The organism is Pseudomonas sp. BS-2016, from assembly GCF_001806145.1.
GTDB classification, from domain to species: Bacteria; Pseudomonadota; Gammaproteobacteria; order Pseudomonadales; family Pseudomonadaceae; genus Aquipseudomonas; species Aquipseudomonas lundensis.
Genome location: NZ_MLCT01000015.1, coordinates 1 through 15,410, shown reverse-complemented (window position 1 = coordinate 15,410; position 15,410 = coordinate 1). Strand labels below are relative to the sequence as shown.

The 15,410-nt window shown below is 59.1% G+C and carries 8 protein-coding genes; 7 read left to right on the top strand and 1 reads right to left on the bottom strand.

Annotated elements, in window-relative coordinates; translation table 11 throughout:
* Positions 1 to 135 precede the first annotated feature (135 nt).
* Positions 136 to 6,663, top strand: a complete 6,528-nt coding sequence (locus BKD70_RS05550; protein ID WP_047274239.1) for an NEL-type E3 ubiquitin ligase domain-containing protein — start codon at positions 136 to 138, stop codon at positions 6,661 to 6,663.
* 58 nt (positions 6,664 to 6,721) lie between these two features.
* On the opposite strand, the gene BKD70_RS05545 is transcribed toward BKD70_RS05550, so the two are convergent.
* The gene (locus BKD70_RS05545) at positions 6,722 to 7,447 is read right to left on the bottom strand and encodes a 4'-phosphopantetheinyl transferase (protein WP_047274323.1); all 726 of its coding nucleotides are present in this window, start codon (positions 7,445 to 7,447) and stop codon (positions 6,722 to 6,724) included.
* A gap of 144 nt (positions 7,448 to 7,591) precedes the next feature.
* Between BKD70_RS05545 and BKD70_RS05540 the strand changes: the two genes are divergently transcribed.
* The 6 genes from BKD70_RS05540 to BKD70_RS05520 form a co-directional block, all read left to right on the top strand.
* Positions 7,592 to 8,269: a response regulator gene (locus BKD70_RS05540; RefSeq protein ID WP_047274242.1), complete on the top strand. Its 678-nt coding sequence runs from the start codon at positions 7,592 to 7,594 to the stop codon at positions 8,267 to 8,269.
* Positions 8,266 to 9,612: an ATP-binding protein gene (locus BKD70_RS05535; RefSeq protein WP_047274244.1), complete on the top strand. Its 1,347-nt coding sequence runs from the start codon at positions 8,266 to 8,268 to the stop codon at positions 9,610 to 9,612. The genes BKD70_RS05540 and BKD70_RS05535 overlap by 4 nt, the downstream gene beginning before the upstream one ends.
* A 285-nt stretch (positions 9,613 to 9,897) precedes the next feature.
* Positions 9,898 to 11,232 (top strand): dicarboxylate/amino acid:cation symporter, encoded by a 1,335-nt coding sequence (locus tag BKD70_RS05530; protein ID WP_047274246.1) that lies wholly within the window; start codon positions 9,898 to 9,900, stop codon positions 11,230 to 11,232.
* A gap of 769 nt (positions 11,233 to 12,001) precedes the next feature.
* Positions 12,002 to 12,520, top strand: coding sequence for an Hcp family type VI secretion system effector (locus BKD70_RS05525; protein ID WP_047274249.1), 519 nt, complete (start codon positions 12,002 to 12,004; stop codon positions 12,518 to 12,520).
* Positions 12,521 to 12,646: 126 nt separating this feature from the next.
* Positions 12,647 to 12,799, top strand: coding sequence for a hypothetical protein (locus BKD70_RS25005; RefSeq protein WP_156466849.1), 153 nt, complete (start codon positions 12,647 to 12,649; stop codon positions 12,797 to 12,799).
* A partial coding sequence (locus BKD70_RS05520) for a DUF6531 domain-containing protein (RefSeq protein WP_139145776.1) occupies positions 12,796 to 15,410 on the top strand: 2,615 nt, incomplete at its 3' end. The genes BKD70_RS25005 and BKD70_RS05520, both read left to right, overlap by 4 nt.

Here is a 15,410-nt window from a genome sequence, read left to right as displayed (position 1 = left end):
GGTTTCCAACTCGCGCCACCACTGCGGCGACGCAATAGCAGCGTTTTGCCTCAGTCAGGGGTGGTTAAATAACTACCGCATCTACCGTGCTGATCCTGTTTAGGGTGAGTTTTTCCCTTCACTGGATTACCTGACATGACCCTCTCTTCAGATGGACCTGAGCGTCCACCGGCCCTCCTGACGGCCAAGCTGCTTGCCCAGCAGGAAGCACTGGCCTTTATGGCGGCCAACATGCGTGCCCGATTTGCCAACTTCGACAATGATCTGATCAAGCGCTACATCGACGTACAGCGCGCGGCCCAGAGCAGCGTGAAAGAGGCCGAAACAGAAACCACACGTTTCAGGGAAGCCTTCAAAACCACACACATGGCCCGGCTCAAGCAGGCGCTGAAAACCCTGACCGGGGACGACGTCGACCCTGAGCAAACCCGAATTTACACCCGTTATCTGGAGTTCAAGGAAGGCCGTACGCCGCTGGACCTGTTAAGCGAGTGGGTCAATCCCTCGTCCAAAGTCCAAGAGCAACCGATGCGACGGCGGCGCGCGCTGGATGAGTCCAAAACCGTCGAGCACGTGCGCTCCATGACGTTGTGGGAGGCCGCGTGCGCCAATTTTGGTTTCAGCACCGACTCGATCTTCCTCAAGCCGTTCAGCTTCGTTGAAGCCAGCTTCATTCACTATGGCCCGGCCAGAAAACCGATGGATGTGCGCGGGTTTATCGCCATTGTTCGAAAGCTGGACATGGGCGGTGCTCTGGCACAAGACCTGGTACAGGCGATGGGGCCTGACGGCATCTTGAACATTCTGATTGGCAAGGCCACCCGTGCCAGCTTTGAATTTGACCTGCTGGAGGCGTACCGCAATGCCGCTGTCAGTGGTATCCAGCGCGAGGACTATCAGCGCTTGCTCAAGGTGTTCAACGACCCCAAAGCCTGCGATGTGCGGCCAGTGTCGGTCTATCGTTCGGCGCGCGCGATTTTTGACGACCCCATGGAAACGTCGTTGGTGGTCCTTGAATTCGAGGATGTAAAAGGGGTGTACAGCTACTTTCCGAACCGGCCCGGCGGCGCGCTCTTGTACCATCCCCCTCGCACGAGTTTCACCGAGCATTTCAGGCGGCAATTGAAGCAGTCCCACCGCGAGAAGGACCTTGGTTGGTTCGCCGCTCAATTACCCCTGCCGGCGTTGAACGAATTTCAAAAGCTGCTCAGTGATGAACCGCGTCCGCCGGGCTTGAGCTGGCTGGCCGGGGCGCTGTATGACGGTTTTCACCTGGCGTTTGCGGAGCCGACCCTCAACACCCTGAAGTTCAAAGTGGAGCCGGTTGGCTACCCACGGCGAAAGCTGGTCGATGTGCTGAGCAGGCGTCAGGTCAAGCGTTACAAGACCAACCTCACGCTGATGGCGTCTTCGCGCTCTGCAGCCGACTGGCAAGCGCTCAAGGACGCCATGCTGGCCATTGGCAATGAACTACTGAGCCTGCTCTTGACCCCGGTCCCCGGTGGCGTGACGGGGTTGACCCGGGTGATGCAAGTCGTGGTGTTTGGCTCGCTTGGCTATAGCTTCGCCAAAGGCGTCATCGGGGCCAGCCGTGGGGAGTCCAGTGAGTTTGCCAGTGCCTTGGCCGACACGGCCGATCTGTTGCTCACCGGGTGGTTGATCGGGGCGGGCGCAAGGGTGCATGACAAACGGATGAATGCCTTGTGGAACCGGTTGGGGGAACCACGAAAAGTCACCCTGGGCGATGGCAACACAGCGCTGTGGCGACCTCAACTGGATCAGTATTCCCTCGTGCAAGCCAGCACACTGGACAGCCTGACGCCTGACATTCAAGGCCTGTATGAAATCAACGACAAACTCTACGTCAAGGTGTACGACGGGGATGCCGTGCGCGCTGCCGAGGTGGTCTACGACCCGAAAGACAAGCGCTACGTGCTCAACACCCCGGACCTGCACGCGTACCGCCCGCCGGTGAAGTTCGATCCTGCCAAACAGATGTGGCAGCTGGTGCTGGACGATGTCGGCCACCTGAGCGATGTGCAACTGGTGCAACGCATGTTGCCCTTTGATTCGACGCGCGTGGCCATCAAGGACATTGAGTTGATGTTGCGCACCACCGCGACCACGCGGGTGCAGCTGGAACAGGTCTGGCTGGGCGAGCCGCTGCCGGGGCCTTTGGCCGACGGGGTTCGCCGGTTGCGGGTTGAACAGCAGATCACCCGGATCATTGATGACTTGCCCCTGCGCGGTGAACTGCCGGCCAATGCCGATCATGCCGTGTTCGCCTTGCTCACCCAGTTACCGCACTGGCCTGCCGATACCGTACTCAATGTGTTCGACCGTCAGGGTGTGCGGATCGAATCTTATGGGCCCGATCCACGACCGGGCGTTGAGCCGCACAGCATTGACATTAAACGGCTGGACACCGGCCGCTACGTGGCCAAAGAGGATGTGACGCAAGGTCCCGCCAGCGTCGAGCAACTGTTTACGCTGATTGTCGATCAACTGCCTGAGGGTTCTGAGCTGGGGCGTGACGTCAATCCGGCGGTCAGCAAAGCCGGGCAGATTGCCACGCTGCGTGAACAAATCGCCCAACTGGCCCAAACCGAACGGGCGCTGTTGTTTCAGGCCCTGACGGTGCTGGAGGGGCATCAGCGCTCTGACCCGGTGGCCAGCCGCAACCCGGCCCGCAAGTTCTTGCCGCGGGTGTATCCAGCGTTTTCCAGCCGAACGTCGGCTTTGATCGCCAAACTGCATGCGCTGAACTCGTCGTTGTCGGTGGCGTGCCTTGAACACTTGCTGGGGCAGTACCCCTTCAGTGGGAATCAGGCCCGTGATGCGTTGCTGCACAATCGTCAGCCGATTCCGTTTTCTGAAGCAGCGGATCGTCTGAAAATCCAGTTGCGTATCGATCAGGCGCTCGATGGCATTTATTACAGCCGGGCCTATAACCCGGACATTGACCAGTGGACACGCGAGTTTGCCAAAGGCCTGCTGAGTGACAAGTTGGACCGATACCTGGCGATTACCGAGCATGACGCCCCGTACCTTGTGCGCACCGGGCCTGACGACACCGCTGTGGAACTGCGGCATTACGGCAACGGCATTTACAAGGCCTACGACGTCAAAAACAGCAGCGTCATTCCGGTCCCCGAGACCAGTGACAGTTTTTATCTGGCGATTGCCTCGGTGCTACAACCCCACGAGCGCACGCTTCTGGGCATGCGGCACCCCACCGACAGCCAGGGGTTTCGCACCGCGTTGGGCGATGCCATGTCGGCCATGCGCCAACCGAGCGGTGAGGTTCGGCTTTGGGACAACTCGGCCAGCCCATACATTCAGGACCTGCGCCTGCCCCGTGACCTTCAACCCGATGAACTGGGGCTTTACCACCTCAACGGCAAACAATACGTGCCGTTGTACGGTTGGGTGTTTCAAGTGGAATACGACAAAGTCACCGCCCACTGGCGGCTCAAGCACCCCTCCAGAGTGGGGGTCGATGCGCCGGTACTGGAACACAACTTTGAAGGTGCGTGGCGCGTCAGCACTGAAAACCCTTTGCAATGGCAAGGCTTGTCCCTGCTGCGCCGGTTGCGTGCGACGCCCGTTTCGTTTGAAGACGCGGTGGGCCAGCAGATCATGCGCGTCAGCCATACCGATGAAGGCAGCCTGCGCCATGTGCACGTGAACAACCGTGCGGCTCCACCCCTGTTGATGGACACCTGGAAACGCTTTGATATCGAGGCTGAGATTCACCGTTTTGTGAACGCCATGCAGGAGCATTACTCCCTGCGTACGGCCCGCGCCGACATCCAGTTGCTGTTGCTGCAAAGCCTGCCGGGGTGGCCCCGCGATAAAGTGCTGCAAGTGGTGAACGAGCACGGCAACACCTTGGCCGAATACGGGGCCGATCTGAGCCGTGCGATTCCCCGTGTCACGTTGTCCCGTGCAGACGCCAGTAATGGCAGCTTGTTGCGCGCGGTGCTGATGCGTCTGGACAAGGCTGACACCCTGCAACTGCTGGGCGAATACGCACCGATGATTGAGCAACGCATGCTGGCGCTGGGCAAAAAGCTGGGCGAACACGCCCTTGCGCGCATGCCTGATTTGTTCAAGTCGCTCTACGAAAAAGAAGAGAAAAGCTCAGATCCGCACGTGCAACTGATCCAGCAAGATCCGACTGCACTGCCCCTGAGTGTTATCCGCCATCTGCTGCACCAGGCCACGGCACATGAAAAGTCCGAGTACCTGGACAACGGCGATATAGCGCCTCGACTGGCAGAACAGATGGCCCATACCGCGAGGGAAGTGCGCCTGACCCGCGCCTACGAAGGGTTGTACCTGAAGGCCACGGCCACCCCTGACAGTGAAAAACTCATGCTGCATCTGTTGCAGGCTCTGCCGGGCTGGCCGGGGCAGGTGGCGATTGAAGTGCGTAGCCAGACGCTGGACGGACCTGTGCTCGACAGTATCGGTACAGCCGAACCGGGCCATTACCGGCTGTTGGTCAAGCAGGAGCATCAGTACCTGGCGTATTCAAACAACGGATCGGTCTTGAATGCGCTGCCGGAGACGGGCAATAACCTGCTGTCGTCCATCCTGCATGTGCTCAGTGAAGAGGAACGCGCGGCCATCGGCCTGCAGGGCGTGGAGGATAGCCAGACCCTGGGGGCGAAAATCAGCGACCTGGCCTTGGCCCACCGGACAAATATCCGCACCTTGCTGGGGCTGGAGACCGAAAAGCCCTGGATTGAGCCCGTAATCAAGATGGATACCTCGATTGTTGCTTATCCCTTGTACCCGCCGACGGGGGCGGGTGCGCACGCCAATGACCTGATACGCAAAGCCGTTCTCCTTTACCCAAGCTTGACGGGCGAGCAGATCAACCATTGGCTCAATCGCTTGGGCAATGACGAAGCGTCCCGCTACAGAGCCGTAGAGCAACTGCGGGTTGAGTTTGAAAACAACAAACGACAGTTGGAGGCATGGGCGGCGCTGGAAGTGGTTTCGCCCGGCTCTGCTCAGGCAGCGCCTAACCCTGCCAGGCGCGAGGCGGTGCAGCGGATCTTGAGTGCCTGGCGGACAGAAACCGAGCCCCTGTATTCACCCGACGGCCAGTTCATCGGGTACACATTGGACCTGTCCAATCTGGTTGTCGGCGACTTACCGGCGCTCAACGCGAATTTCAGCCACATCGGCTCGTTGGCCATGGACGGTATGGGGCTATTTAATGACCCCAGTGATTTCTTGAGCCGTTTCACCGGCTTGCGCCACCTTGCGATCACCAACAATCGGCTTGCGGCCGTACCGCAGCGCGTCTTCCACATGACGGGGCTAACGCGCCTCGACCTGAGCGGCAATCGCATCGTGCTCACGCCTGAAAGTGCCCAAGGGTTGAGCACGCTCACGTCCCTGCGGGTGTTGAACCTCAACTTCAACCTCGTCGGATCTGGCGGCTGGCCCCAAGTAGCGTCTGCCGTGCCCGATGTCACCCACATGACGGAATTGCGAGAACTGCATCTGCGTGGCAACCAGCTCCTGCAATGGCCGTCCGGGCTGGTTGGCCTGACGCACCTCGAAACGGTGCGCATGGACTTCAATCACCTGTTCAACATTCCGCAAGCCATTCTGGACCTGCCTGCCGACAGCTCCGTGGCGCGCAGTATCCGCTTGTTTGGCAATCCGCTCATGCCTGAGGCGATGGAGCAGTTGGAGGTGTATCACCAGCGCACAGGGTGGAGTTTCGGCATCATCCTGCCCGACAGAACGGTGCCGGAGCATGACCATAAACGGCTGGTAGCCCAGTGGTTTCCGCCGGGTCTGGCCAGCGGCGAGAAGGCCCGCAGAACCCGCCAATGGGACTTGCTCAGGCGCGAAGGCCGGGTGGCGGAAGACTTTTTCAGGGTCATCCGCGACATGACCGGTTCCAGGGAATACGAAACGTCATCCACCCGTCAGCCGCTTCAGGAGCGTGTCTGGGCGTTGATTGACCTGATGCTGGAATCCACAGCGCTGCGCCAGGCGATCTTCCATGAAATCAATTTTGTGGCGACCTGCGCTGATGGCGTCATGGTGATTTTCGGCAACCTCGAAGTGACCGCGCAGGTGCATAAAATCGAGCGCATGAGCACTGAGGAAACCATTGCCGCTGACTTGTTGAAGTTCGCCAAAAGCCTGTTCCGGCTGCGTCAGGTGGATGACATTGCGAACAAGGACATCCGGGATCGCTATCAGGCCGGCGCCCACCCCGACGACGCTGAAATTCAGCTGTATTACCGGGTCTTCCTGGCCGAAGAGCTGGGGCTGCCCCTTAAGACCCGCAGCATGCAGCATGAACAAATAGCTGGCGTCACCCCGCAGATGCTTAACGCTGCCAAGGCGCACGTGTTGAGTCTGGACGCCAGCCCGGCGCTGCACTACTCGATCACCCGTGAAAAATTCTGGCGCCGGTTCCTCAAGCGCAAATACGAGGCACGCTTCAAGGCGGTCAGGGACGATTACGATAAAAAGCGCGAGCAACTCGCCAGCCAAAGTGAAACCCTGGAGGAGGCGCTCTATATCCAGCAGGGCGAGGAAGCAGCCGCCAGCCACAAACAGGCCAGAGAGGCGCTGTTTGATGAACTGACCCGTTTTGAACAAGCAGCGGCGGGCCTTGCAGGATAAACCGTGGCGTTGCCCAATGATGAAGTGAGCCCTGAAGCGATGGCTTCAGGGCTTTTTATCAGGCAGCGATGGCCACCAGGCTCAAGAGCTGCCCTTCATGCACGGCAAATTGCCCTTCGATTTCCTTGCCGTGGTGCCACTCGGTCGACAGGTCGGTAAGCAGACGCAGGCGCACGTGGCCGTCTTTCGACCAGCTCAGCACTTCGGCGTGTTCAAAGTAGAAGCGTTGGCCTACGAGGGGGAACAACGCCTTGAACAGGCTCTCCTTGATTGAAAAGGTCAGGGTGACGACCAACGCCACATCCTCAGGGCAGCCATCGGCCATGCGCGATTGCTCAGCCGGCGTGAGGATTTCTTTGACCAGACGCCGGGCGCGCTCGTCGCTGAGGAGGTTTTCGAGGTCGATGCCCAGCCCTTGCCACACACTTTTGAGCGCTACCACGGCGCCCGCCCGGCCGTTGCTGTGGGTGATCGCACCCGCGATGTGGGCGGGCCATACGGGGGCACGGTCTTCACCGATGGCCGGCGTGGCGCAGGTGCCATCCAGGTGCAGCAAGGCGGCGCGCGCGCACAGGCGTCCGGCCAGAAATTCGGCTTGGCGTTTGGCCACTGAGCGTTGAATACTGGCGGGCATTTCGATTGCGCTGCGGGCAAAGTCGTCAGCCAGCAAGTGCGCAGGCGTGAAGTCGGTACTGCGCCAGACGCTGCCCGGCAGCGGTTGAGGCAAAGGCCAGTCGGCACGCAACGGGGTACAGCAGGCGGGCAAGGCAGGGAATCGAGTCATGCCGCGCATTTTGCCGGGTCCGCGCCGCGCTGGGTAGTCGCTTGCGGCGGTTGGGCTATCGTTCAGAGTGTGTTCAGGGCCGTAACGATACAGTGGCCACGTGTTTTACGCCTATGGAGGCGCGATCAGGCTTGGGAGAGCGCGATGAAACTGCTGGTGGTAGAAGACGAGGCGCTGTTGCGCCATCACTTGCAAACCCGCCTCAGGGAAGGGGGGCATGTGGTCGAGGCCGTGGCCAATGCTGAAGAAGCGCTGTACCAGGCCGGGCAGTTCAACTACGACCTGGCGATGATTGACTTGGGGCTGCCGGGGCTTGGCGGGCTTGAGCTCATTGGTGAGTTGCGCCAGCGTGGCAAGACGTTCCCGATCCTGATTCTGACCGCGCGCGGCAACTGGCAAGACAAGGTCGAAGGGCTGGCAGCGGGCGCTGACGACTATGTGGTCAAGCCGTTCCAGTTCGAAGAACTTGAAGCGCGTTTGAATGCCTTGTTGCGCCGCTCCAGCGGTTTTACCCAGCCCACCATCGTGGCTGGCGAACTGGTGCTCGACATCAATCGCAAGCAAGCGGTGCTGGAGGGTGAGCCGCTGGCGCTGACGGCCTATGAATACCGGATTCTGGAATACCTGATGCGTCATCACCAGCAGGTGGTGGCCAAGGACCGACTGATGGAACAGCTGTACCCGGATGACGAGGAACGTGATCCGAATGTGATCGAGGTGCTGGTCGGGCGCTTGCGACGCAAGTTGGAGGGGGCAAACGGCTTTAAGCCAATCGATACGGTGCGCGGCATGGGGTATTTGTTTACTGAGCGCTGCCGATGATTCGTTCGCTGCGCGTTCGACTGATGCTTGCGGCCACCTTGCTGGCCGTGCTGTTCATGCTGGCGCTGTTACCGGCCATGCAAGGGGCATTCAGTCTGGCGCTCAAGGGCGCCATCGAGCAGCGTTTGGCATCGGATGTAAACACCCTGATTTCCGCGGCACGGGTCGAAAAGAATCACCTGAAAATGCCGGTCCTGTTGCCGGATGAGCAATTCAACCTGCCGGACAGTCGCCTGCTCGGCTACATCTATGACCGCGAGGGCCATCTGGTTTGGCGCTCGCGGGCCACGCAAGAAGAATCCATCAACTACAAGCCGCGCTATGACGGGCGCGGTAACGAGTTCGCAAGTATTCGTGAGGACAGCGGCGAAGAGTTCTTCGTCTATGACGTGGAGGTCAAGCTGCTGGGCGGCAAAAGCGCGGCCTTCAGCTTCGTGGCGTTGCAGCCCATGCGCGAATACAACATGACCCTCGCCGGGCTGCGTGAAAATCTTTACCTGGGATTTGGCGCTGCATTGTGTGTGTTGCTGGCGCTGCTATGGATTGGATTGACGTGGGGGTTGCGTGCCTTGCGACGTTTAAGTCAGGAACTGGACCAGATCGAAACCGGCGAGCGCGACAGCCTCAGCGAACAGCACCCGCGTGAATTGCTGCGCTTGACCGGCTCCTTGAACCGCTTGCTGCAAAGCGAGCGTGAACAGCGCACCCGCTACCGCGACTCGCTGGATGACCTGGCCCACAGTCTGAAAACCCCGCTGGCGGTGTTGCAGGGCGTCAGCGAAAGCATGGCCCAGCGTCCGGAAGACCGCGAGCAGGCGTGGGTACTGCAAACCCAGATCGAACGCATGAACCAGCAAATCAGCTACCAGTTGCAACGCGCCAGCCTGCGCAAAAGTGGCCTGGTGCGCCATCAGGTCGAGCTGATCCCGGTGGTTGAAAGCCTGTGCAACACCTTGGAAAAGGTCTATCGCGACAAGCGGGTCAAGGTCAGTTTGGACATTGCGCCCCTCAGCCATGTGCCGATCGAGCAAAACGCGTTGCTGGAGCTGCTCGGCAACCTGCTCGAAAACGCCTACCGCCTGTGTTTGAGCCAGGTGCGCATCAGCCTGCATCGCACGGCGGCCGGGATTGACGTGTGCGTGGAAGACGACGGGCCCGGCGTGCCCGCCGATCAGCGGGCGCGCATTCTGCAACGTGGCGAACGTCTTGATCGCCAGCATCCGGGGCAGGGGATCGGCCTGGCGGTGGTCAAGGACATCATCGAAAGCTACGACGCGCAGCTGACCCTGGATGATTCCTCCCTGGGCGGCGCGGCATTCCGCATACGCTTCCCGCTGACGTGAAGCAGGCGGAAATCCGCCATTTCCTCCTGTCGTTCACAGTCAATGGGCGGAAACCCGCCAAAGTTGTCCTACAAAAATTGTCTGTAATTTCCTACAAGGCTAAGTGGCGTCGGGCTTTGGGCGTGTTTTGCCAACGTTGGCCCGTGGCTTGCAATAAGTGCGAGAGGTCTGCCGACAGAGCAGCTCGACACAACAAATCCCTCCAAGTACAGGAGGGTTCGCGCTTTAGGCGTTGCCGGTCTCAGATGGAATGATGGCCGAGTGATGCACTTGAGGAACTTTGCAATGACGACTCGTCAGCCACTGTACAAATCCCTGTATGTGCAAGTAATCGTAGCGATCACGATCGGCATTTTGCTGGGCCACTACTACCCGGAAACCGGTGTAGCGCTCAAACCCTTGGGTGATGGCTTTATCAAACTGATCAAGATGGTCATTGCCCCGATCATTTTCTGTACGGTGGTGAGCGGTATCGCCGGGATGCAGAGCATGAAATCGGTCGGCAAGACCGGCGGTTATGCACTGCTCTACTTCGAAATCGTATCGACCATTGCCCTGTTGATCGGTCTGGTCGTGGTTAACGTGGTGCAGCCTGGCGCCGGCATGCACATTGACGCCTCCACGCTGGATGCCTCCAAAGTCGCGGCCTATGTGACCGCTGGCGCAGACCAAAGCATCGTGGGCTTCATCCTCAACGTGATCCCGTCCACCATCGTCGGCGCCTTCGCCAACGGTGACATCCTGCAAGTGCTGATGTTCTCGGTGCTGTTCGGTTTTGCCCTGCATCGCCTGGGTGCCTACGGCAAGCCGATCCTGGACTTCATCGACCGCTTCGCCCACGTGATGTTCAACATCATCAACATGATCATGAAGCTTGCCCCGCTGGGCGCGCTGGGTGCCATGGCGTTCACCATCGGCGCCTACGGCGTGGGTTCGCTGGTGCAGTTGGGCCAACTGATGCTGTGCTTCTACATCACCTGCGTGCTGTTCGTGCTGGTGGTATTGGGCGGTATCGCGCGCGCTCATGGTTTCAGCGTGATCAAGCTGATTCGCTACATCCGTGAAGAGCTGCTGATCGTACTGGGCACGTCCTCGTCCGAGTCCGCGCTGCCACGCATGCTGGTGAAAATGGAACGTCTGGGCGCCAAGAAGTCGGTGGTTGGCCTGGTGATCCCGACCGGTTACTCGTTCAACCTCGACGGCACGTCGATCTACCTGACCATGGCTGCTGTGTTTATCGCGCAAGCCACCGACACGCACATGGACATCACGCACCAGATCACCCTGTTGCTGGTGCTGCTGCTGTCGTCCAAAGGCGCTGCGGGCGTGACCGGTAGCGGCTTTATCGTACTGGCCGCGACCTTGTCGGCGGTGGGCCACCTGCCGGTTGCCGGCCTGGCGCTGATTCTGGGTATCGACCGCTTCATGTCCGAAGCCCGCGCCCTGACCAACCTCGTAGGTAACGCGGTGGCCACTTTGGTGGTTGCCAAGTGGGTCAAAGAGCTGGACGAAGACAAACTGCAGGTTGAACTGGCTTCCGGCGGTCGCCCGCTGGAAGAAACCCGGCCGCAAGACGATCTGGGTGTGGCTGAAGGCCCGACGCCTTCGCTGATGAAGTAAACCGCAAGCGATTAAAAAAACCCATCTTCGGATGGGTTTTTTTATGGTTGTCTGCAATGTGCAAAACCCCCACCTCAAGGTACTCGATACCTTTCTCAGCGTGTCCCTCCTGATCGTGTTTGGTCATCTTCACGTATGCGTGGTCCATCAGCGCCTGGATGTATTGCTGCGGGAAACTTAGTTGTTCGTACAGCCATGCCCGCCACAGCGCAGATGTCGTAAAGACCGAACGCGCGCCGTTCGCAATTGGTTCGCACGCATTGACCTCACCTCAGCTGATCTGAAGTTGTTGTTCCATGATGTCGCGAAGGCTGAGGTCCAGTGCTGTTTGCTTGATTTCTGCTCGCGTTTTCGCGCCTTAAGTTAACAACGCAGTAGTAAGGAATGGCGAGGGTAAAAACCTTTTAAAACAGGGCAAGTTTGCGCTCTGACAGACGTTCTAAATGGCCTCAAGTCCAACTTCAAAAAAACACCAACTGCGCAAGAAGTTGCGCACTCAAATGTGGATAACTGTGTGGATACATGGCCACGATCCATATAAACCGTGAGCTGTAGACGAGTGCGCAAGAAGTTGCACAGTACTGCGCAACTTCTTGCGCACTTTTGAGAGGTTTTTGTTTAAAAAATAACCAGTAAAACTTCTTACTTCGCGTAACTCGTTGTTTTTAAATGACTTGATAAAAGCTGGCACGAACTTTGGTTACTCCATTCAGCACTTGAGTGGCATTTGGGCCTTTCAAGTCCTCATTTTTGAGCAAGGAGAGCATCAATGGCGACGCCAGCTTACATGTCCATCACCGGCACCAAACAGGGTCTGATTACAGCCGGTGCATTCACCGCGGATTCGGTGGGCAACACGTATCAGGAAGGTCATGAAGACCAGGTCATGGTGCAGGGTTTCAGCCACGAAGTGATCATCCCTCGCGACCCGCAATCAGGCCAACCGACCGGCCAGCGTGTTCACAAGCCGGTGAAGATCACCAAGGTGTTCGACAAGTCCTCGCCGCTGCTGCTGGCCGCACTGACCTCGGGCGAGCGCCTGACCGAAATCGAAATCCAGTGGTTCCGCACCTCGGCTGCCGGCACGCAAGAGCATTACTTCACCACCAAACTTGAAGACGCCATCATCGTCGACATCAAAGACTACATGCACAACTGCCAAGACCCGTCGAATTCGCACTTCACGCACCTGGAAGACGTGGAGTTCACCTACCGAAAAATCACCTGGACCCACGAAGTGTCGGGCACTTCCGGTTCCGATGACTGGCGCTCGCCGGTGGCTGGCTAAGGCTGGCTGAGTGTTTCTGCGCACGGGCGCCTTGTGGGTCGGTGCGCAGGTTCAACCCCGGAATGATGTGTTTTCGTCGCCTCTTTTTTGGCGACGCACGCCTGCAGCACTGCATGAGGAGTCAGGATGTTTTCACCGGCGGATCAGCCCCATTTCACGCTCACCCTTGCGGGTGCGGACGTTCAGGTCGTGGCCTTCAAGGGCCGCGAGGCCTTGAGCAGGCCGTTTGTTTTTGATCTGGAGCTGGTCAGCCTGCTGACGGGTGAGAGGCTTTCATGACCCCTGGAAATGCCGTTGCTCACACCCGTGCGCCCCAAGTTGCCATCGTTCCGCTCAATGAAGTTCAGATCGAAGATGTCGGGCGCGACGTTTCCGCCATTGATGCCTGGCTGCAAGACATCAGCGGCGGGGCGGTTACCCTTGAACGACTGCAACACGTTGCAGGCTTGGTTCCGGTCGTGGGCAATGTCATGGCGCTTGCTGATGCCATTGGCGACATTGTGAGTCTGATTAAAAACGGTGGCAGCGACCCGCTCGACTGGGTCAGTCTGGGCATCAATCTGGTGTGTGTTGCCCCTTTTCCAGGCACCACCGCGGCGCGCGTGAGCTTGCGCTCAATCTTGTCTTTGGCCCGTAGTGAGCTTGCCCATACCGGCAAGATAGTGCTCGGCGATGCATTGATTGAAGTCATGGTTGGGCACCTGAATGCAACGATTGTGGGCCGGCTTGAGCACTTTCTGACCATTGCCCAAAGCCAGCTACCGGATTTGCTGGAGCAGGCAGGGCGGGTGGGCGAAGAGCTTGTGTTGGACCTCGCCAAAGGAATGAGGGCGCTGGTAGACGGTGACATGGACGTGAAGGGGCGTCTTGCCAGCGCGCAGCAACACATCACGTCCATCAACACCGAGCAGCTCAAGCGCAACCCGTTTCACATCTTCACGAATGTCTATGGCGCTTTGCGGGATGTTCAGGTCGCTGCGGGCACCAGCGTGGCCAACTCGGCGGCCAAACTTCTGATGCCTGCTCAGGCCAAAAAGCGGGTGTACGAGCAGACTGAGCATTTGATAGCGATGGCGCCCGAGCTGCGCGTCCAGCTCAGAAAACTTAGCGATCCAGCCCTTAAGGGATCCATCGGATCGCTTTTGGTCGTGCTCAACAAAGCTGTTCAGTTATGGCGTTTGCGCAACCCGCACGCACTGAGCAGTAGCATCAAAACGGGGACGACGAGCAAAGCCCGCTACATACAGGGAAAAGGTGAGCTGGAAGTCCGGAAAAAAGAGGTGCCTGCCCAAAAGACGGCCAACCCGGTGAAAAATGGACCGTGTGTTGGGTCTTGTAACAGCATCCTTTTCTCTTTAGGGGCGGAAACGTTCAGCCACACGGATTTCAGCTTGCCCGGCCCGTTCCCGATTGACTGGACACGCACCTATTACTCACGCCTGAGTGCCTACGACCAAGGCGCCCTGGGCGCGCGCTGGCTCACCGAATTCACCACCCGCTTTGACCTTCACGACAAGGGGCTGGTGTTCCACGATTCTGACGGCCGTGAGCATAAATACGCACTCAAACCCGTCGGCCAGGCGCACTACGACGCCATCGAAAACCTGACGCTGGTGCGCGTCACGGAAAACACCTTGTTGCTGTGCCGCGGCTTTGAGCGCAAGGAAAGCTACGTGCGCCACGGCGACTGCTTCCTGCTCGCGCAAATCGAACTGCGCAACGGCGCAGGCGTCATGCTGCACCACGAATACCGCCACGCTGACCAGCCGGTGTTGTCCGACCTCATCACCTACCAGGGCGACCTCGACAACGTCCATCTGCACCTGGGCACGATGATGGACGAACACGGGCGCCTCACAGGCCTGTGGGAAATCCGCGACAGCGTGCCGGTGCGCCAACTGGCGGCTTATTACTACGATGCCCACGGCGACCTGATCAACGCCCAGGACGAAAACGGCGCAGCCTGGACGTACGAATACCAGCACCACCTGATCACCCGCTACACCGACCGCACGAATCGCGGCATGAACCTGCAATGGCAAGGCACCGGCCCGGACGCGAAAGCAGTCCGTGAATGGGCCGACGACGGCAGCTTCGACACGCGGCTGGAGTGGGACGAAAACATCCGCCTGACCTACGTCACCGATGCCCACGGCCACGAGACCTGGCACTACTACGACATCCTCGGCTACACCTACCGCATCCGCCATGCCGACGGGCGCTCGGAATGGCTGTTCCGTGACGACGCGAAAAACATCGTGCGCCACGTGCATCCCGACGGCAGCACCGACCGCTACGCCTACGACGATCGCAGCAACCTGCTCGAACATACCCGCGCCGACCACAGCGTCATGCACTACGCCTACGACGATCACGATCAACTGATCAAAATCAGCGACGCCGAAGGTGGCCTGTGGCTGCGTGATTACGACGATCAGGGCAACCTGATCGAAGCCGTCGACCCGTTGGGCAACACAACCGAATACGCCTACACCGCAGCGGGCTTGCCGAGCGCCATCAAAGACGCCAACGGCAACGAAAAGACCCTTGCTTACAACGATGCCGGGCAACTTATCGAGTACACCGACTGCTCCGGCAAAACCAGCGTTTGGGAGTACAACGACTTCGGCCAGATGGTCTGCTTCACCGATGCGGCGGGCAACACAACCGAGTACATCTACAAAGCCGGTCAACTGATCCATATCAAGCACCCCGATAACACCGAAGAACGCTTCAGCCGCGACGCCGAAGGCCGACTGCTGGCCCACACCGATGGCCTCAACCGCTGCACCACCTGGCGCTACACCGCCGCCGGTTTGATCGACGAACGTATCGACGCCGCCGAACAGACCCTGCGCTACCGCTGGGACCGCCTCGGGCAACTGCTCGC

Bases quoted from the DNA above. Each gene is read 5' to 3' on its own strand.
- BKD70_RS05540 (WP_047274242.1), top strand. From the start codon at position 7,592: ATGAAACTGCTGGTGGTAGAAGACGAGGCGCTGTTGCGCCATCACTTG.
- BKD70_RS05525 (WP_047274249.1), top strand. From the start codon at position 12,002: ATGGCGACGCCAGCTTACATGTCCATCACCGGCACCAAACAGGGTCTG.
- BKD70_RS25005 (WP_156466849.1), top strand. From the start codon at position 12,647: ATGTTTTCACCGGCGGATCAGCCCCATTTCACGCTCACCCTTGCGGGT.
- BKD70_RS05550 (WP_047274239.1), top strand. From the start codon at position 136: ATGACCCTCTCTTCAGATGGACCTGAGCGTCCACCGGCCCTCCTGACG.
- BKD70_RS05545 (WP_047274323.1), bottom strand. From the start codon at position 7,447: ATGACTCGATTCCCTGCCTTGCCCGCCTGCTGTACCCCGTTGCGTGCC.
- BKD70_RS05535 (WP_047274244.1), top strand. From the start codon at position 8,266: ATGATTCGTTCGCTGCGCGTTCGACTGATGCTTGCGGCCACCTTGCTG.
- BKD70_RS05530 (WP_047274246.1), top strand. From the start codon at position 9,898: ATGACGACTCGTCAGCCACTGTACAAATCCCTGTATGTGCAAGTAATC.